The sequence below is a fragment of the Nocardiopsis alkaliphila YIM 80379 genome, from assembly GCF_000341005.1.
In the GTDB taxonomy this organism is placed as follows: domain Bacteria; phylum Actinomycetota; class Actinomycetes; order Streptosporangiales; family Streptosporangiaceae; genus Nocardiopsis; species Nocardiopsis alkaliphila.
Genome location: NZ_ANBD01000001.1, coordinates 37,037 through 55,788 on the forward strand (window position 1 = coordinate 37,037; position 18,752 = coordinate 55,788).

Consider the following 18,752-nt stretch of genomic DNA (forward strand, 5'->3'; position numbering starts at 1 on the left):
CTTGGTGCGAATCATGGCCGCGAAAACTGATCTCGAACTCCTGCGCGCCCACGAACCGGTGCTCATGTGCACCAAGGGAGAACTCTTCTTCCCCACGGACGTGGACGCCTACGTACGCAATTGCAGCCTGTGGATCGAGGAGCCCGGCGGGCGCGAGAGCCTCATCGTCCCCGCCGGAGAGCTCACCCTCGACCGCCTCTCCCAGGCCGAGGAGGAGTGGCCCCACCGCCACAAGCATCTGCGCTTCGTGCAGGAGGAGTCACTGCGCGAGGAGGCCCGACGTTTCAAGGGCATCGCGCGCTCCGTCATCCCCAAGAGCGGCCGGCTGGCCGCCGTGGGCGTGCTCGGCCGTGTCCTCGACATCCTGATGAAGCTGTCCCTGCTCATTCGCGGCGCGGTCCCCGGTGGCCTCACCTTCGCCGCGGTCACCCGCTACCGCGAGCGAGTCGACAACGGTGGCGCCACCTACTACGGGCGCGTCACCCGCGAGGGTGGCTACACCATCCTTCAATACTGGTTCTTCTACGCGATGAACGACTGGCGCACCATCTACGGCGGGGTCAACGACCACGAGGCCGACTGGGAGCGCGTCACCGTCTACGTCGTGGAGAACCCCGACGGCACCACCCGCCCGCTCTGGGTCGGGGCCTCCTCGCACGAGTACCACGGTGACGACCTGCGGCGTTCCTGGCAGGACCCCGACCTGCACCGGGACGGCGACCACCCGATGATCTACGTCGGCGCCGGATCACACTCCCACCAGATGCTCCCCGGCGACTACCTCATCCAGGTCGACCCCTCCTTCCTGCGCGGACCGGTCCGCGCCTGGCGCAGACTGAGCCACCGCCTCTTTCGCGCCGACAGCGCCATCAACCGACACGGCATCGGTGTGCCCTTCGTCGACTACGCCCGTGGGGACGGCGAACGGTTGGGCCCCGGTGGAGACCGCGAGTGGAACGCCGTCCTCATCGACGACCACACCCCGTGGTTGCGTGGTTTCCGTGGCCTATGGGGTCGCGACACCGGCGACTTCTTCGATGGTGAACGCGCTCCCAGCGGTCCTCGTTACGAACGCGACGGCACCATCCGCCGTTCCTGGGCCGACCCCCTGGCCTGGGTCGGTCTGCAAAAGGTCGCCCCCACGGAAAAGGCGGCCCGGGCCGAACTGCGCTCCCACGTGAAACACCTCGATGAGCGGCTGCGCGCCCACGACGCCGACATCCTCCGCCGTCGCGACGAACTCCGACGACTGGAAGCGGCCCGCCTGGTCCTGGAACGCGAAGCCCATTCCCGCCCGCTTTCCCGCGAGTACCGGGGAAGGATCGAGGAACTGGAGATGGAGCTCGGCGAGGTCTACGAAAAGCGCGTACTGACCGCCGACGAACGGGACGGTCACCTGCGTGCCCTGGAGAGCGACGTCCCACTGCTCCCCGCGCCCACCGGGCACCTCAAGGCCCCGCACATGCCCTACGCCTCCGGGGAACAACGCACCACCCGTTTCCTGCACGTGTGGGTGGCGCTGAGCACTCCGCTGCTGCTGCTCTCCCTGGCACTGACCCTGTTCCTGCTCGACGGTCAGATGACCCTGTGGGCGATGCTCGGCGTGGTCCTGCTGTTCGCCGCCATCGACTCGATCGCTCGCCGTAAATTCGTCCAATACCTCACCGGGGTGGCCTTCCTGGCCCTGGTCACCGGCGTCCTCCTAGGGGTCGTGATGGCCTTCATCGCCGACTGGCGGATCGCCGTGACCGTGCCCATCGTGCTCATCGTCGTGTTGTTGCTGGTCGTCAACGTCCGTGATCTCATGCGCCGCTGAGGACACTCCCGCGCGGATCGGACCCGGACGGGGCCACCGCGTGGGACACAATGGGCCGATGGACGACGCCCTGTTCGAATCCCCGCCGGTGAGAGTGGCCCCCGGCGCGGTGCACCTGCCCGGACGACTGTCCCTGGACACCCGAGTCGATCTGGTCCGGCGGTGTCGAGAGTGGGCGCGCGGCCCCGCCGGGATGCGCCGGCACACCATGCCCGGCGGTGGGACCATGAGCGTTTCGATGGTCTCCCTCGGTTGGCACTGGCGTCCGTACTCCTACAGTCGGACCCTGCCCGACGGCACCCCGGTCCAGCCCTTCCCCGACCTGCTCGGCGACCTGGCCGCCCGCGCGATCGAGGAGGCCTACGGCGTCCCCTACGAAGGCGACCCCCACGACGTGGCCCTGGTCAACTTCTACGACGCCGACGCTCGCATGGGTATGCACCAGGACCGCGACGAACGCTCCCGGGCCCCGGTGGTCTCCATCAGCCTCGGTGACACCTGCGTGTTCCGCTTCGGCAACACCGAGAACCGCGACCGCCCCCACACCGACGTGGAACTACGTTGCGCAGACCTGTTCGTCTTCGGCGGTCCCTCCCGGATGGCCTATCACGGCGTGACCCGCGTTCGGCCGGGTACCGCCGACCCCGCCCTCGGACTGGTGGGGCGGCTCAACATCACCGTCCGTGCCTCCGGCTTCGATGGCTGAGCGGGCCTGCGGCCGGGTGAGCGTGTCCTGCTCGCGAACCGGCCTCGTCTTGGTCAGGATCGGGACGAGGACACGACCGGAAAGGCCCGACGATGACCGAAGCCGCGCCCGAGCGCACCATGGCCCTGGGACGGGAGGGCGAGGTTCTGCCCGCCGACGGGCCGCCCGGGGAATGCCGGATCGTCCTGTACCGGAGGGGAGCGCCCCCACGTGAGGTCGCCGGCCTCGGCGACGTCCAAGGGGCCCTGGACACGGACCCCGAGGCACTGGCGTGGATCGCGTTGACCGAACCCGACCGTGGGCAGATGGAGGAGGTCGGTCGTCGCTTCGACCTGCCTCGACTGGCCGTGGAGGACACGATCGTGGCCCACCAACGCCCCAAGGTCGAGGCCTACGGTGACATCCTGTTCATGGTTCTGCGCCCGGCCGTCTACGACGAGGCCGAGGAGAGGCTGAGGGTCGGGGAGGTCCACCTCTTCGTCACCCCCCGGTTGGTCATCACCCTCCGCCATGGCGCCGGTCTGGACTTCCAAGAGATCCGTGCTCGCATGGAGGAGCACGGGCACCCTGGAGGCCAGGGCGCGCTCGGGGTGGTCCACGCCGTGTTGGACCGAGTGGTCGATGACTACGCGCCGGTGGTCGCCGGACTCCAAGAGGACATCGACGAGGTGGAGAACCAGGTCTTCAACGAGGAGAAGGGCGTCTCCCGGCGTATCTACCGCCTGACCCGCGAGGTCATCGTGCTACAACGGGCCGTGGACCCACTCGGAGAGGTCTTGGCCGGACTCCTCGACCACCGGGACCGTTCGCAAGGCAGGCGAAGGAGCGAACTGCACGAACACCTGCGTGACGTCGCCGACCACGTGACCGTGGTCCGTGAACGCGTGGACGGCTTCCGGGACCTGTTGCAGAACATCATGTCGGTGGAGAGCAGCCTGGTGGACCAGGCCCAGAACGACGTGATGCGGAAGGTGTCCTCCTGGGGCGGCATCCTGGTCGTGCCCACCCTGATCTCCTCGCTCTATGGCATGAACATCGCTCCAGGGCCGGGTTACCACTGGTTGTTCACCTGGCCGCTGACACTGGCCGCCATGGCCCTGCTCAGCCTGCTCCTGTACGTGCTCTTCAAGCGCCAAGGGTGGTTGTAGGGATGCTCCCAGGCCGGTCCTTCGCCCGGCCGGGGAGCGGGCGCCCTTTCAGGGGTTGAGCATGCGCTGGACCTCCCGCAGGTCCTCGCGGGCCGAAGCCGCGTGCTCCTCGGCCTCAGCCAGAGCGCGACGCCGATCCTCGACCGCCTTGTCCACCCGCTCCCGCAACATGCGCCCTTCCCGCTCGCGCGCCCGTTCGGCCTCGCCTTGTTCCCGCGTGGAAGTGCGATAGGCCATCGCGGCCCCGCCCGCCGAGAGCACCGTCAACAGCCAAAGGACGCCGTGCGTCGTGAGCAGGGAGATCATCAACAGCACACCGGCGGTGGCCACGGCGGCCCACAGCATGGTGCGCGCGTTGCCGTTCGGGGTGGTGTGCGCCTCGATCCTTCGACGCGCCTCTTCGAGTCGTCCCTGGTCGGCCCCGGCGGCGGTGATCGGGATGGTGACCCCCCGCGTGGCGAGGTCGGTCTTCTCGGGCGGCGGCGCACAGGCACGGGTCACCAAGGCCTGGGCTCCTTCCAGTACGGCGGAGCGTTGCAGGACCAAGGCGAAGGTGCGGCGGTGTGGGGGCGACTGCTCCGTGGTGAGGTCACGTTGGAGCAGGGTGTCGACCTTCTCCACGGTCTCGTCCCAGGACGGCAGGGTCACCTCCTGACCGGAGCCCTCGATCACCGCGCGCAACCGGCTCGCCTCGGCCAGCAGGGGCGCCTCCTCGGGGCTGCCCTCCTCCACCAACAGGCGCAGGGTCTGCTGGAGGAACGCGGCGCTGTCGGGGTCGGGGGCGAGTACCTCGGTAGGGGTCTCCTCGCCTCCCAGTGTGGTGATGGTGGTGATCCGCTCACGTAGTTCGCGCATCCTCCGGGCGGCCTCGGCACGCTGGGCGATCGTGGGATCGTCCTTGGGGCCCGGGCGCGTACCACCGGACGCGGGCGCGGTCCAGGCGTCCACCGTCGGGGCCTGGAACCCCTCCGTGGACCAGTGGCGCAGGGTGGACAGCAATAGCCGTTCCCGGGCGTGGTCGCCGAAGGAACCGTCCGCGCTCAGCAGCCACAGGGCGCGCTGACCGCGGGTGAGTCCTGCGTCGGGAGAGGGCAGGTGGGGGAGGAGGTCGGCGGCCACGTCCTCACCGAGCGTTCGGGCGTTCTCCGCACTGGTGAGCGCGGCGGCCAAGGCGACGAAGGTACGTGCCCGCGCGGCGTCGATCCGGGTGGCCTCGTCGAAGCGCAGGCGGGCTCGGGAGAGGTCGCCGTTGAGTAGGGAGTGCAGGCCGCGGGCTGCCGGGACCAGCCAGTATCCGGGCACGTCGTCGAGTTCGAGGGTGCCCAGGGCCGCACCGTCGAGTAGCTGTAGGGTGCGGTGGCGGGCGATGGCCGCGCCGTCGAACATGCCGAGGGTGACGCGCAGGTCGCTGAGTTCGATGAACGCGTCCAGGGTGGCCGAGACCCGGTCGAGCCGCTGTTCCAGGTTTCCCCTCAACCGTCCCAGCTCCGAGCGCATACGGCTGCGCTCCCGGGCCATCTGCGAGTGAGCGGAGCTGAGATTCTCCTCCAGATCCCGGATACGTACGTTCTGCGAGTAGTCGGTCCAACTCATGCCTTCGATCCCTTTCTCCGCGCGCCCGAGGGACGAAGCGCGCTGGAGGGTGTGACGGTCAAAAATCGTGTCCGGTTCGGTGTGCGAGGTGGTCAGGCGTGGACGAAGAACCCTCACCATGGGTGTCGTGTCGACCACGGAGGGGTGATTGCGCTTCGAGGTCACGTGAATCACAATTGGGAGCGCTCCCAAAGGAGGATGACCATGGCCGACCCACGCCCCCAGGACGACTCGTCGCTTCCCCCGCACCTGTTGTTCGGCACCGCCACCGCCGCCTACCAGGTCGAGGGCGCCGCTCAGGAAGGAGGCCGGGGACCTTCGATCTGGGACACCTACTGTCGCACCCCGGGGCGTGTCGCCCGGGGGGAGTCCGGCGACGTCGCCTGCGACCATTACCACCGTTACGGCGAGGATGTCGCCCTGCTCGCCGACCTCGGTGTGGACCTGTACCGTTTCTCGGTGGCCTGGCCGCGTATCCAACCCACCGGTAAGGGGCGCCCCAACCCTGAGGGCCTGGCCTTCTACGACCGTCTGGTCGACACCATCCTCGGCGCCGGCATCGAGCCCGTCTTGACCCTCTACCACTGGGACCTGCCCCAGGCGCTGGAGGACGAGGGCGGATGGCGGGTCCGTGACACCGCGCGCCGCTTCGGCGAGTACGCCGGCATCGTCGCCGACCGACTCGGCGATCGGGTCGACCGGTGGATCACCCTCAACGAACCCTTCTGTTCGGCCTTCGTGGGTCACGCGGTAGGCCGTCACGCCCCCGGAACGAAGGAAGGAACGCCCGCCCTGGCCGCCGCCCACCACCTGCTGCTGGGGCACGGCATGGCCGTCGGTGAACTCCGAGCCGCCGCCGCGGGACGGGTCGGTATCACCCTCAACCCCGACCACTTGGTGCCCGCCACCGACTCCGAGACCGATCACGCCGCGGTGGAACGCGCCCGCACCCTGCACAACCGAACCTGGTTCGACCCCCTCTTCACCGGCGCCTACCCGGACAACGAGAAGGAGGTCTGGGGCGACCTCTCCGACGGGGCCCACCGAAAGGAGGGCGACCTGGAGACCATCGGGCAGCCGCTGGACTTCCTCGGGGTCAACTTCTACCGGCCCATCATGCTGCGCGACGCCCCGCACACCGAACCCGATCCCGCCCGCCGCACCGCCGTCGACATCGGGGTGGAACAGGTCCCCTACGAGGGGGTCCGGCACACCACGATGGGTTGGCCGGTGGTCCCCGAGTCCTTCACCGACCTGTTGATCGACCTGGATCGCCGATACCCCGGACTGCCGCCGATCCTCATCACGGAGAACGGCTCCGCCCGACCCCACGCCCCCGACGACACCGGGCGAGTCCACGACGAGGACCGGATCGCCTACCTTCGTGATCACCTCGCCGCACTGGGGCGGGCCATCGAAGCGGGGGTGGACGTACGCGGATACTTCGTGTGGTCGCTATTGGACAACTTCGAGTGGGCGTTCGGCTACGACCGTCGCTTCGGCCTGGTGCGGGTGGACTACGAGTCACTGGAGCGCCACCCCAAGAGCAGTTACCACTGGTACCGCGACTACCTGACCTCGCACCGGGACCGGCGTAGGCGCGTCGAAGGTGCCTGACGCACCTTCTTCCCACGGAGGTGCCTTCGAGGTCAACGCCGTGTTGGCATACGTTTCGTTCTGCGGCAAGCTGGGGGAGGTCAGGCACACGAGGCCCATGGGGGCTCATGACGGACGGATCGGGTATGGCGGCGCCGCGAGGTTCGAGTTCGGGGACCAGCGCAAGTCTGCGTGCGGCGCAACGCATGCTCCAACTGCAGGGCAGTCTGGTGGAACTGCTGCGGAGCAAGCCCTTCAGTCAGGTCACCTACAAGGAGATCACCGAGGGCGTCGACATCGACCGCTCCACCGTCTACCGCTACTACAACCACAAGAACCAGGTGTTGCAGGCGGCCGTGGAGGTACGGCTGACGGCCTTCGCCTCCCAGGTGGACTTGACCTTCGGGCGGATGGAGTCGATCGATGGCTACATGGGACGCCTGGTGGACGCCTGGGTGGGGCTGTGGTTGGAGTCCGGTGGATTGTTGGCGGCGGCTTCGGGGCTGGGCGCGGAGCCGGGACCACAACGCGTCTGGTGGCGTGAGCGCATCGAACCCTGGGTCGAGGCGGTCCGTGAGGCGATCGAGGTGGCCCGGTTCGTGGAAGAGCTGCCCAAGGATGGGCGCCCCGCACGCCCCTTGGCGGAGATGACGGTGGGCATGTGCCTGTCCACCTTCAACAACGAGCTGACGGTGGAGCACACGGTCGAGCACCGCACGATGGTCCGCGACCTGTTGTTGGACGCGATCTTGCGCACCATGGGGCGCAGGTAGCGCCCAAGTCTCGGATCCCTCTCAGGCGCGCAGGCGGGCCACGTTCCCAAAGGCGCCCACGACCGCGCCCAAGGCGAACATGGCGGCCTCGTCCTCGTCCAAGTGGACGATGCCGGCCGGGACGCGCACGCGGTAGGGCTTATCCTCGGTCGGAACGATCTCCAGACCGTCGATGATCCCCTGACCCTCCAACATCAAAAGGGCCTCTCCGACCCTTCCGGTGCGGTCTCCCCGCGCCCATATCGACATGTGTTCACCCTAACTACGGCATGGAGCCGAAAGGCGGACCGACCCCGAACGGGCAGGGCCACGGCTCGGGAGTGGGTGGGGTTCGGCGGCGAGGCGAACCCGAGCCGCGCTTCCCGTTTCGGTCGGCCCCACGTGGTCTCGGCGAGGTGAGCGACTACACCCTCCAGTGATATCACCGGCGGTGCAGTTGCACGTGCACGCTCGCCCCTGGATGGCCGGAATCGGCCACCGGGACGATCCGTTCGGTTCAGCCTCACTCGTGGTGGGAACGTAGCGCCCGCGGAGCGAGCCGTGACATCGGATGTGCGCGCGTGGACCACCCCAGGAAATACGAGACCCTCCTCGCTCCGTCCCACGGAACCGGCCATATCGGCCATTCGCGCTCCCACCAACGGTGGGGCCGACCGTTCGCGCACATGCTCTGGTCGGGTTCTGGCCGACCGGGTCATCCACTTCGCGAGCTCGCGCTGTCGTTCGGGTGAACACCGGGACGAAGTGCACAGACGGCCCGCCTGGAGTTGGAGTCGGTGTCGGCCTCGGGATAGGGGAACCGGCGGATGCGCTGTGGCGCACACCCGCCGGCAAGACTCGGTGGTCGTCTACCGGGTCTTGATGAAGGTCGCGAGAAGACCGCTGATGATCATCATCGACATGCTGATGACCATGAGCACGAACGCGATGGTTCCGACCATGATGTTTCCTTCACTTGTCGTCCCCCGAACGCCGCGGACCTTTCCCCGACGCCCGGTACACCGGGACACCCGTGGGATGCGGGCGCGGCATGTACCTCTTCGGTGGTTCACCCTATCTCGCCCCGACCGAGAGGCCGCCTCGGGTGCGGCTCTGACCAGCGTGGTTCAGCTCTCGTCCCAGACACGGCGGTAGGTGTCGCAGAGCCAGCGCTCGACCCAGTCGCTGTCGGCGAGCGCGGGCAGGTGGGAGGTGCGGCCCAGGTCGGCCAGGCGTTCCTCCAGCTCTCGGGCGCGGTCCAAGGCCTGGGCTCGGGTGTGCTCGCCGCGACGTAGAGCGAGCAGCCAGGAACGGTCGGGTTCGGGCATGGGCAGGGTGATGGCCCCGGTCTCCAGGAGTTCGACACCTTGTAGGCCCAGCCGGACCATGTGGTAGGCGTACTTGGTGTCGAAGCCATGCCGTTCGACCAGTTCGGGGCGGTTGGTGTGCTTTTTGCCCCTTGGGCCCTCCATGCGTTCGCGTTGAGCGCGCAGGTAGCCCAGGAACCGGTCCCCGGCTCTGCGGGATGGGAAACGGTGGGCGTTGGCGCGCAGCTCTTGGCCCACGGGGGTGATGGTGACGATCTCGTGTTCGGGAACGAAAAGGGGCAGTAGGACCGTGGGATTGCCCTCCAGGGCCAGACGGGCCCACTTGCGCAAGGAGTAGACGGTCAGGTCCAGGTCTTCGTGGCCCGAGCGGGTGTGTTCGGGACTGTCGCGGTGGATGTACTGCTCGAAGGCGCGCAGACCGATGACGTATTCGGGCGGCTCGACGCAGAGGCCCATCTCGTCGCGATCGGCGGTCCCCTCCAGGCCCAGACCATGGACGCCCGAACCGACCTGGCAGCGCAACACGGTGCCTTGTTCGGCGATGCGGGCGAACTCCTCATCGGAGTGTTTCACCAGGGCCTCCTGACCGGCGCGTAGGGGTGCGAGTCGCAACCTATCGGGTGGGCGGTACGCGCCACGAGTGGTTTTCGGTCCTACGAGAGGAGGTTTCCGCCTTGTCCTAGGGGTTTTGACGTCCGTTCGGTGGTGGGAGGATCCGTTCACCGCCCGGTGTCCGCCGGGCACGGCAGTGGAAGGCAGGTCCGTGTTCCCCGAGATTCCCGACCCCGAGATCGACACCTCCGTTCCGCACAACGCGCGCATCTGGAACTACTGGCAGGGCGGTGGGGACAACTACCCCGTTGACCGGGAGATGGGCGAGCGGATCCGCTCGTTCTTCCCCGAGATCGTCGACAACGCGATCGCCGACCGCGCCTTCCTGGTGCGCACCGTCACCCACCTGGCCCGGGAGGAGGGGGTCCGGCAGTTCCTGGACATCGGGACAGGGCTGCCCACTCACGACAACACCCACGAGGTCGCCCAGTCGGTGGCTCCCGAGGCGCGTGTGGTGTACGTGGACAACGACCCCTCGGTGCTCGCGCACGCCCGAGCGCTGTTGGCCGGCTCCGACCAGGGGGCCACGGACTACCTCGACGCCGACCTGCGCGAGCCCGAGGCGATCCTGGAGGCGGCCGCCGGAACACTGGACCTGTCACGCCCGGTGGCACTGATGTTGTTGGGCGTGATCAACTTCGTCGCCGACGACGTCGAGGTCCGCGCGATCCTGGACCGTCTGATGGCGGCCTTGGCGCCCGGCAGTTTCCTGGTCGTCTCCCATCCCACCGACGACCTCGACCCCGTACGCGCCCACCAGGTGGCCGCGGCGTGGAACGAACGGGGCACCCCCAAGCTGACCGTCCGGTCGGCGGCGGCTATCGAGGCGCTCTTCGACGGCCTGGAACTGTTGGAGCCGGGCGTGGTGTCCTGCTCGCTGTGGCGGCCACGGGCCGTTGAGGCCGACGAGGTCCGCCCGGTCTCCGAGTACGGCGGTGTGGCCCGCAAGCCCGCAACGGATCAGAAGAAGGATGCCTAGCCTTTGGCGGGTTCGCTGCTCCGAAGAATGATCAAGGCCCCGCGCGAACCGGTCAGGGGTCGTGCGGGGCCTACGTGGTGCTGGGTCAGACCTTGGGGCGCTGGTCGATGACGCGACGGAACTTGCCCACCGAACGTTCGATCTGCTCGGGGTCGACCACGTCCACGGTGACGCTGACGCCGACCCTGTCCTTGACGGTCGCGCTGATCTCCCGACACAGGCTCAGGCGGCGGTCGGCGGTGCAGTCGGGGGCGGCCTCCACCCGCACGGCCATGCGGTCCAAACGGCCCTCCTTGGTGAGCACCAGTTGGAAGTGGGGCGCCAGGCCGTCCAGTCCGAGCACGATCTCCTCGATCTGGGTGGGAAAGACGTTGACCCCGCGCAGGATGATCATGTCGTCGCTGCGGCCGGTGACCTTGTCCATGCGGCGCATGGGGCGGGCGGTGCCCGCGCGCAGGGTGGTCAGGTCTCGGGTGCGGTAGCGGATGATCGGCATGGCCTGCTTGGTCAGGGAGGTGAAGACCAGCTCGCCGTTCTCACCGTCGGGCAGGACCTGGTGGGTGAGGGGGTCCAAGACCTCGGGGTAGAAGTGGTCCTCCCAGATGTGCAGGCCGTCCTTGGTCTCCACGCATTCGTTGGCCACACCCGGGCCCATGACCTCGGACAGGCCGTAGATGTCGACGGCGTTGATGTCGAAGCGTTCCTCGATTTGGCGGCGCATCTTCTCGGTCCAGGGCTCGGCGCCGAAGATGCCGACCTTCAGGGAGGTCGAACGCGGGTCGATTCCCTGATTCTCGAACTCGTCCATCAGCGTCAACATGTAGCTGGGGGTGATCATGATGATCTCGGGACGGAAGTCCTGGATGAGCTGGACCTGCTTGGCGGTCTGGCCACCGGAGGCGGGAATGACCGTGCAGCCCAGCCTCTCGGCACCGTAGTGGGCACCCAGACCACCGGTGAACAGGCCATATCCGTAGGAGACGTGGACCTTGTGCCCGGGGCGACCACCGGAGGCGCGGATGGAGCGGGCCACCACCTCGGCCCAGGTGTCGATGTCCTCGCGGGTGTAGCCGACCACGGTGGGTTTGCCGGTGGTACCGCTGGAGGCGTGGATGCGACTGATCCGTTCCCGGGGAACGGCGAACATGCCGAAGGGGTAGTTGTCGCGCAGGTCGGCCTTGGTGGTGTGCGGGAAGAGGGCGAGGTCCTCGAGGCTCCTCAAATCCCGGGGGTGGACACCGGCCTCATCGAACTTGCGCTTGTACAGGGGCACGTTGGTGTAGGCGTGCTCCAGGGTCCACCGCAGCCGATCGAGTTGCAGGGCGCGCAGTTCGTCGACGCTCATGCGCTCGGCCGGATCCAGGGTCTGGGGGGCGGGGGCCTGCCCGAAGCGCTGGTGGGAAGCGGTACCGGCCGACCGCGTGGTGGTGTCCTGGCTTGCCATGGGCCTCTCCGGGTGTGCTGCGCGGCGGTCCACCAGGTCGGATGCCTGGGTGGATGGCGGTCCCACCGCGCGGTGACGGGTTCGGGTCGGCCTCGGTGGAGAGAGGAGCCGACTTGCTTACTGACCGAACGTTCGGTTACTAATGCATTAATTCAGTCTCCGACCTGCCGTGTCAAGGAGATGATGTCGATGAGTTCACACCAGGCGGTGGCTCGCGCCACCGTGTTCGATATGGGAGGCCGTTCGTGAGCGACGTCTACGTGGTCGACGGGGTCCGCACCCCCCAGGGCCGTTACGGAGGAGCCCTGGCGTCCGTACGCCCCGACGACCTGGCCGCCCGGGTCGTGTCCGAGGTGGTCCGTCGCAGTGGCGTGCCGGGTGAAGTCGTCGACGAGGTCATCCTCGGCGCGGCCAACCAGGCCGGTGAGGACAACCGCAACGTGGCGCGCATGGCCGCCCTGCTCGCCGGACTCGACCCGAGCGTGCCCGGCTACACGGTCAACCGACTGTGCGCCAGTGGCCTGACCGCGGTCTCCTCCGCCGCCCAGGCCATCCGCGCCGGTGAGGCCGACGTGGTGGTCGCCGGTGGTGTGGAGTCGATGACGCGCGCCCCCTGGGTGATGGCCAAACCCGGCACTCCGTGGGCCAAGCCGGGCGAGGTCGCCGACACCTCCCTGGGCTGGCGCTTCACCAACCCTCGTTTCACCCAGGCCGACGCCCGGGCACCCGAGGGCGCCGGTCCCGAGGAGTTGCGCTACACCCTGTCCATGGGTGAGACGGCCGAGGAGGTCGCCACGCTGGAAAGGCTCACGCGCCGGGAGTGCGACGCCTTCGCCCTGCGCAGCCACGAACGCGCCATCGCCGCGACCGAGGCCGGGCACTTCGAGAACGAGATCGTCTCGGTCACCGTACACGGCCGTAAGGGCGCCACCCACGAGGTCACCGTCGACGAAGGCCCGCGTGAGGGTTCGAGCATGGAGGGTCTGGGTAAGCTGCGCCCGGTCTTTCGGCAGGGCGGCATCGTGACGGCCGGCAACTCCTCCTCCTTGTCCGACGGAGCCTCCGCCCTGGTCCTTGCCGGTGCCGAAGCGGTGCGTCGCCACGGTCTGACCCCGCGGGCGAGAGTGGTCGCCTCGGCGTCGGCGGGCGTCGCCCCACAGATCATGGGGTTGGGCCCGGTACCCGCCACACACAAGGTGCTGGACCGCGCCGGATGGAAGTTGGACGAGGTCGGGGCCATCGAACTCAACGAGGCCTTCGCCGCACAGTCCCTGGGCGTGATGCGTCGATTGGGTGTGGAGGAGGAGCGGGTCAACGCTGACGGCGGTGCCATCGCGCTGGGACACCCCCTGGGTTCCTCCGGCGCGCGCATCCTCGTCACACTCCTCAACCGTATGGAACGCCAGGGCACCCGACGTGGTCTGGCCACGCTGTGTGTGGGCGTGGGCCAAGGGGCGGCACTACTGGTGGAGCGCGTGTGAGCGACGACGAGGGCACCGTGAACGAGGAATTCCAGACCCTGCGGGTGGAACGGCGCGAGGACCGGACGGTGGTCGAGCTGTACCGCCCCGAGGCCCGCAACGCCATCAACGGGCGGATGATCGCCGAACTGCACCGGGTGTGCGCCGAGCTGGAGGACGACCCCAGGCCCTTGTTGTTGACCGGGCACGGAACGGTTTTCGCGGGTGGCGCCGACATCTTCGAATTGCGCGAACGGGGCCGTGAGGAGGCACTGGCCGGGATCAACAGTCGCCTGTTCGAACGACTGCACCGCCTACCGGCGCCCACCGTGGCCGCGGTCGACGGCTGGGCGTTGGGCGGGGGAGCCGAACTGTCCTACGCCTGCGACATCCGCATCGCCACCCCCACCGCGGTCTTCGCTCAACCCGAACCGGGCCTGGGCATCATCGCCGGAGCCGGGGCGTGCTGGCGGCTCAAGGAACTGGTGGGCGCCTCGGTGGCCAAACAGGTGCTGCTGGGCGGTTTCCGCCTGGACGCCGAAACCGCGCTGCGCCACGGACTCGTCGCCCGGATCGTGTCGTCGGAGGAGCTGCGCCAGAGCGCCCACGCCCTGCTCGACCGCATGGCGGCCTCCTCGCCGATGGCCCTGCGCATGACCAAGATGGTCCTGGACGCGGACGGGGTGCACCCGTTGGCCGACGATCTGACCCAGGCGGTGCTGTTCGAAAGCGCCGACAAGCACGAACGCATGACCCGTTTCCTGGAGAGGAAGAAGCGTTGACCTTGGAGATCACCCCGCAGGGCGTGCCCGAAACCGTGGCCGTCATCGGTGGCGGCACCATGGGCGCCGGCATCGTCCAGCAGTTCCTCATGGCCGGCGCGCGCGTGGTGCTGGTGGAGGCCACCGCCGAGGCCGCCGAGGCGGGTCGGGGTCGGGTCGCGGCCGGTCTGGACAAGGCGCGTGAGCGCGGCAAGATCGACGCCGAACCCAAGACCTACCTGGCCCGCTTGGACACGGTCACCGACGTCGCCGACATTCCCATCGAGGCGGGGGCCGTCATCGAGGCCGTGCCCGAGAAGCCCGAACTGAAGATCGCGGTGCTCACCGCGGCCGAGGCCGCGGTGGGAAAGGAAGCGGTGTTGGCCTCCAACACCAGCTCGCTCTCGGTCACCGAACTGGCCGCCACGCTCAAGCACCCGAGCCGCTTTGTGGGCACGCACTTCTTCAATCCGGTTCCGGCCTCCAAGTTGGTGGAGATCGTCACCGCCCCCGAGACCGACCCCGGGGTACTGGAGTCGGTGCGCGGTTGGGCGGCGGCCCTGGGCAAGACCGAGATCGTGGTGCGCGACGCCCCCGGGTTCGCCACCAGCCGCCTGGGCGTCATGTTGGGGTTGGAGGCCATCCGCATGGTCGAGGAGGGCGTGGCCTCGCCCGCCGACATCGACACCGCCATGGAACTGGGTTACCGCCACCCCATGGGGCCGCTCAGGCTCACCGACCTCGTCGGGTTGGATGTGCGATTGGCCATCGCCGAGCACCTGGCCTCCGAATTGGGAGACCGGTTCTCGCCGCCGGAGCTGTTGCGCCGTATGGTCGCCCAGGGCAGGCTCGGCCGTAAGAGTGGCGAGGGTTTCCACACCTGGGATGAAGGAGGCAAGGCGTGAGTGAGGACAAGGCCGCACAGTTCGAGGAGGCCGACGGGCTGGCCACCATCCGACTGAACCATCCGGCGCTGACCGTGCGGGTCAAGGAGGAGTTGCTGGAGGCGGTGAACCGGGCGGCCGAGTCCACCACCGCGCGTGCCGTGCTCTTCCTGGGATCGGACAAGGCGTTCTGTGTGGGCCAGGATCTGGCCGAGCACGCCAAAAGCCTGGAGGAGACCTCTGGAGCCGGGGCGTTGGACACCGTACGCGAGCACTACAACCCTATCGTTCAGGGCCTGGAGCGGATCCAGGTGCCGGTCGTGGTGGGTATCGGCGGGGCTTGTGTGGGCGCCGGCCTGGGGTTCGCCCTGGCCGCAGACGTGCGGGTGGCCGCGCGTCGCGCCAAGTTCGGTACCGCCTTCACCGGGATCGGTCTGGCCTCGGACTCGGGGTTGGCGATGCGACTGGTGAACTCGCTGGGACAGGCCCGAGCGATGGAGCTGATGCTGCTGGGCACCATGCTGGGCGCGGAACGGGCGCTGGAGTTGGGACTGATCACCGAAGTGGTGGACGATCGGGACTGGCGGACGCGTGCCCGGGAGATCGCCCTGCGGTTGGCCTCGGGGCCCACCGCCGCCTACGTGGCGGCCAAGCGTGAGGTGCGTGCGGCGGCCGAGGGCGGCCGCGAGATGGCCGAACTGCTGGAGGAGGAGGCGGACCTGCAGAACCAGCTGGGGGCGACCGCCGATCACGTGGGCGCGGTCAAGGCCTTCCTCGAGAAGAGGAAACCCACCTTCACCGGTAGGTGACCTCGTACGGGGTGCGCGTCGGATGTGCGGCGCGTGCCCCGAAACGAAGGTCCGGCACGAACGAGGGCTTGCGCTGAGCAGGTGATTCCGGCGATACTAATTACTGACCGAACGTTCGGTTATGAATGGGGATGGAACATGTCGACCACGGCCCAGGAGGCGCCCTCCGGCGCCGACGAGGCTCTTCAGGCGGACTTCGACGCCAAGATCGCGGCCAAGCAGCGCATCGAACCGCGTGACTGGATGCCCGAGGCCTACCGCAGGACCCTCATCCGGCAGGTCTCCCAGCACGCGCACTCGGAGATCATCGGAATGCAACCGGAGGGTGACTGGATCGCGAGCGCGCCCAGCCTGCGTCGCAAGGCCATCCTGTTGGCCAAGGTCCAGGACGAGGCGGGACACGGCCTGTACCTGTACGCGGCCGCCGAGACCCTCGGGGTGGACCGGGCCGACCTGACCGAGCGTCTGATCGAAGGGCGTCAGAAGTACTCTTCGATCTTCAACTACCCCTCGCTGAGCTACGCCGACGTCGGCGTGATCGGCTGGTTGGTCGACGGCGCCGCGATCTGCAACCAGGTTCCGCTGTGCCGCACCTCCTTCGGCCCCTACGCCCGCGCCATGGTGCGCATCTGCAAGGAGGAGTCCTTCCACCAGCGGCAGGGCTACGAACTCCTCATGCGCATGATGGAGGGCACCGAGGAACAGCGCGCGATGGTGCAGGACGCCGTCGATCGCTGGTGGTGGCCGTCCCTGATGATGCTCGGCCCGCCCGACGCCGATTCGCCCAACACCAGGCAGTCCCTGGAGTGGGGCATCAAGATCGACACCAACGACGACCTTCGTCAGAAGTTCATCGACATGACCGTCCCCCAGGCCGAGAAGTTGGGTGTCACCCTGCCCGACCCCGAACTGGTCTGGAACCAAGAACGCGGCCACTACGACTTCGGTGAACCGGACTGGGACGAATTCAAGCAGGTCATCTCGGGCAACGGCCCCAAGAACGCCGAACGTGTGGCCCGGCGCCGCGCCGCCCATGAGAACGGTGCCTGGGTCCGTCAGGCCGCCATCGCCTACGCGAACAAGCACAGCGCCCGGGAGGTCGCGGTATGAGCAACACCAATGGAACCGGTCCCGCCCGCCCCGAGTGGCCCTTGTACGAGGTCTTCGTGCGTGGCAAGCGCGGTCTGAACCACGTGCACGTGGGCTCGCTGCACGCCCCCGACGCCCAGATGGCCCTGCACAACGCCCGCAACCTCTACACCCGCCGCAACGAGGGCGTGAGCATCTGGGTCGTGCTCGCCGAGAACGTCACCGCTTCCAGCCCGGACGAGAAGGACCCCTACTTCGAGCCCAGCGGTGACAAGGTCTACCGCCACCCGACCTTCTATCCGATTCCCGAGGATGTCCCACACATCTAGGGCGGACGGGGACGAACGAGGCTTCAAAGGAACGACATGAGTGGCGACAACATCTTCACCGGCCTGACCGCAGAACACGACAGTGACGCTCGCTGGGCCTTCGGCACCGGCTTCACCGAGGCGCTCGCGGGCGTGGACACCACCCTTCCTCCAGGGGTTCGGGGCCAGGAACTGGCGACCTACTGCCAGATGCTCGGCGACGACGCCCTCATCCAGGCGCAGCGTCTCGTCCACTGGGTGACCGACGCTCCCGAACTGGAGGAGGAGGTGGCCCTGGCCAACATCGCCCTGGACCTGCTGGGTCAGGCCCGTTTGCTGTTGGCCCGAGCCGGTCAGGCCGATGGCACCGGGCGCGACGAGGACGCCTTCGCCTACCACCGCGACCCCGCCGAGTTCCACAACGTGCATCTGGCCGAGGCTCCACGCGGAGACTTCGCCCGATGTGTGGTCACGCTGCTCGTGCTCTCCACCTGGCGGCTGGCCCTGTTCACCCGCTTGGCCCACAGCAAGGACCCGGTGCTGGCCGCCATCGCCGCCAAGGGCGTCAACGAGCTGGCCTACCACCGTGAGTACGCGGTCTCCTGGGCGCTTCGCCTGGGGGACGGCACCGACTACTCGCACGAACGCATGGTCCAGGCCCTCGCCCAGGTGTGGCCGCTGACCGGCGAACTCTTCGCCACCCACCCGGTGGAGGCCGCCCTGGCGGCTCAGGGGGTGGGCGTGGACCCGGTCACGGTGCGCGAGGAGGTCCACGAGGTCCTCACCCAGGTCCTGACCGGTGCGACCCTGGCCGCCCCCGCACCCTTCCCCGCCGGGGAGGTCGCCGGACGCCGGGGCCGGCACACCGACGAACTGGCCCCCCTGCTGGATGAACTCCAGAAGGTGGCCCGAGAGCACCCGGAGGCGACATGGTAGCCACGGCTTCGGACACGGAGGCTCGCGAACGCGCCCGCGAACGGGCGTGGGAGGCGGCCGCCGCGGTCACCGACCCCGAACTTCCGATGTTGACCTTGGCCGACCTGGGCATCCTGCGCGAGGTCGAGATCGGCCAGGACGGTACCGCCCAGGTGTGGATCACCCCCACCTACTCGGGCTGCCCGGCTTTGGCCGAGATGCGTGTGGACGTGGACTCGGCGGTGCGCGCGGCCGGGTTCGAGCACGTTCGGGTGCGCACCGCGCTCTCTCCGCCCTGGACCACCGACTGGATCACCGAGGAGGGGCGACGCAAACTCACCGAGAACGGCATCTCACCGCCCGGTGACGCGCCCGTGCGGCCCTCCGGGCCCGTCCCCCTGACCCTGCTGCCCACCCGGACCATCCCGCGCTGTCCGCTGTGCGGGGCGGCCGACACCGAGGAACTGTCCCGGTTCGGCGCGACCTCCTGCAAGTCTTTGCACCGCTGCCGGTCCTGCCTCGAACCGTTCGAGCACGTCAAGGAGATCTGAC

The 18,752-nt window shown here is 68.4% G+C and carries 18 protein-coding genes; 14 read left to right on the forward strand and 4 right to left on the reverse strand.

The features are described 5' to 3' along the window. The first annotated feature begins 13 nt into the window (after positions 1-13). The 3 genes from D472_RS0100175 to D472_RS0100185 all read left to right on the forward strand — a co-directional run bounded on the left by D472_RS0100175 (position 14) and on the right by D472_RS0100185 (position 3,670). Positions 14-1,816 (forward strand): NPP1 family protein, encoded by a 1,803-nt coding sequence (locus D472_RS0100175; protein ID WP_026117231.1) that lies wholly within the window; start codon positions 14-16, stop codon positions 1,814-1,816. A 58-nt stretch (positions 1,817-1,874) separates the two neighbouring features. Beyond that, positions 1,875-2,522: an alpha-ketoglutarate-dependent dioxygenase AlkB family protein gene (locus D472_RS0100180; RefSeq protein WP_017602478.1), complete on the forward strand. Its 648-nt coding sequence runs from the start codon at positions 1,875-1,877 to the stop codon at positions 2,520-2,522. A 92-nt stretch (positions 2,523-2,614) separates the two neighbouring features. Continuing rightward, entirely contained in the window at positions 2,615-3,670 is a 1,056-nt protein-coding gene (locus D472_RS0100185) for a magnesium and cobalt transport protein CorA (RefSeq protein ID WP_017602479.1), read from the forward strand. A 48-nt stretch (positions 3,671-3,718) separates the two neighbouring features. Here the strand turns inward: D472_RS0100185 and D472_RS0100190 are convergent, their stop codons facing one another. Continuing rightward, entirely contained in the window at positions 3,719-5,263 is a 1,545-nt protein-coding gene (locus D472_RS0100190; RefSeq protein WP_026117232.1) for a hypothetical protein, read from the reverse strand. A 204-nt stretch (positions 5,264-5,467) separates the two neighbouring features. On the opposite strand from D472_RS0100190, the gene D472_RS0100195 reads away from it, so the two are divergent. Then, positions 5,468-6,880 (forward strand): GH1 family beta-glucosidase, encoded by a 1,413-nt coding sequence (locus tag D472_RS0100195; RefSeq protein WP_017602481.1) that lies wholly within the window; start codon positions 5,468-5,470, stop codon positions 6,878-6,880. A gap of 185 nt (positions 6,881-7,065) precedes the next feature. Further along, positions 7,066-7,632 (forward strand): TetR family transcriptional regulator, encoded by a 567-nt coding sequence (locus D472_RS0100200; protein WP_017602482.1) that lies wholly within the window; start codon positions 7,066-7,068, stop codon positions 7,630-7,632. Positions 7,633-7,653: 21 nt separating this feature from the next. Here the strand turns inward: D472_RS0100200 and D472_RS24415 are convergent, their stop codons facing one another. Beyond that, positions 7,654-7,881, reverse strand: a complete 228-nt coding sequence (locus tag D472_RS24415; protein ID WP_033302782.1) for a hypothetical protein — start codon at positions 7,879-7,881, stop codon at positions 7,654-7,656. A gap of 857 nt (positions 7,882-8,738) precedes the next feature. After that, complete coding sequence (locus D472_RS0100215; protein ID WP_026117233.1) at positions 8,739-9,512, reverse strand: nucleotidyltransferase domain-containing protein; 774 nt, start codon at positions 9,510-9,512, stop codon at positions 8,739-8,741. A gap of 190 nt (positions 9,513-9,702) precedes the next feature. On the opposite strand from D472_RS0100215, the gene D472_RS0100220 reads away from it, so the two are divergent. Further along, on the forward strand, positions 9,703-10,530 hold the full coding sequence (locus D472_RS0100220) for an SAM-dependent methyltransferase (RefSeq protein ID WP_026117234.1): 828 nt from the start codon (positions 9,703-9,705) through the stop codon (positions 10,528-10,530). An 85-nt stretch (positions 10,531-10,615) separates the two neighbouring features. On the opposite strand, the gene paaK is transcribed toward D472_RS0100220, so the two are convergent. Continuing rightward, complete coding sequence (gene paaK, locus D472_RS0100225; protein ID WP_017602487.1) at positions 10,616-11,974, reverse strand: phenylacetate--CoA ligase PaaK; 1,359 nt, start codon at positions 11,972-11,974, stop codon at positions 10,616-10,618. 245 nt (positions 11,975-12,219) lie between these two features. Between paaK and D472_RS0100230 the strand changes: the two genes are divergently transcribed. The 8 genes from D472_RS0100230 to paaD all read left to right on the forward strand — a co-directional run bounded on the left by D472_RS0100230 (position 12,220) and on the right by paaD (position 18,751). After that, on the forward strand, positions 12,220-13,455 hold the full coding sequence (locus D472_RS0100230; protein WP_017602488.1) for a thiolase family protein: 1,236 nt from the start codon (positions 12,220-12,222) through the stop codon (positions 13,453-13,455). A 17-nt stretch (positions 13,456-13,472) separates the two neighbouring features. After that, positions 13,473-14,216 carry an enoyl-CoA hydratase/isomerase family protein gene (locus D472_RS0100235; RefSeq protein WP_033302806.1) on the forward strand — a complete coding sequence of 248 codons (744 nt, stop codon included), beginning with the start codon at positions 13,473-13,475 and terminating at the stop codon, positions 14,214-14,216. After that, positions 14,213-15,100: a 3-hydroxyacyl-CoA dehydrogenase family protein gene (locus D472_RS0100240; RefSeq protein WP_017602490.1), complete on the forward strand. Its 888-nt coding sequence runs from the start codon at positions 14,213-14,215 to the stop codon at positions 15,098-15,100. The genes D472_RS0100235 and D472_RS0100240 overlap by 4 nt, the downstream gene beginning before the upstream one ends. Beyond that, on the forward strand, positions 15,097-15,888 hold the full coding sequence (locus D472_RS0100245) for an enoyl-CoA hydratase/isomerase family protein (RefSeq protein WP_017602491.1): 792 nt from the start codon (positions 15,097-15,099) through the stop codon (positions 15,886-15,888). Before D472_RS0100240 ends, D472_RS0100245 begins: the two co-directional genes overlap by 4 nt. Positions 15,889-16,026: 138 nt before the next feature. Then, a complete protein-coding gene (paaA, locus tag D472_RS0100250) occupies positions 16,027-16,998 on the forward strand; it encodes a 1,2-phenylacetyl-CoA epoxidase subunit PaaA (RefSeq protein WP_017602492.1) in 972 nt (323 codons plus the stop codon). Continuing rightward, on the forward strand, positions 16,995-17,306 hold the full coding sequence (paaB, locus tag D472_RS0100255) for a 1,2-phenylacetyl-CoA epoxidase subunit PaaB (protein ID WP_017602493.1): 312 nt from the start codon (positions 16,995-16,997) through the stop codon (positions 17,304-17,306). The genes paaA and paaB overlap by 4 nt, the downstream gene beginning before the upstream one ends. A 36-nt stretch (positions 17,307-17,342) precedes the next feature. Beyond that, a complete protein-coding gene (gene paaC / locus D472_RS0100260) occupies positions 17,343-18,221 on the forward strand; it encodes a 1,2-phenylacetyl-CoA epoxidase subunit PaaC (protein WP_017602494.1) in 879 nt (292 codons plus the stop codon). Further along, on the forward strand, positions 18,215-18,751 hold the full coding sequence (gene paaD, locus D472_RS0100265; RefSeq protein WP_017602495.1) for a 1,2-phenylacetyl-CoA epoxidase subunit PaaD: 537 nt from the start codon (positions 18,215-18,217) through the stop codon (positions 18,749-18,751). The genes paaC and paaD overlap by 7 nt, the downstream gene beginning before the upstream one ends. Position 18,752 lies beyond the last annotated feature (1 nt).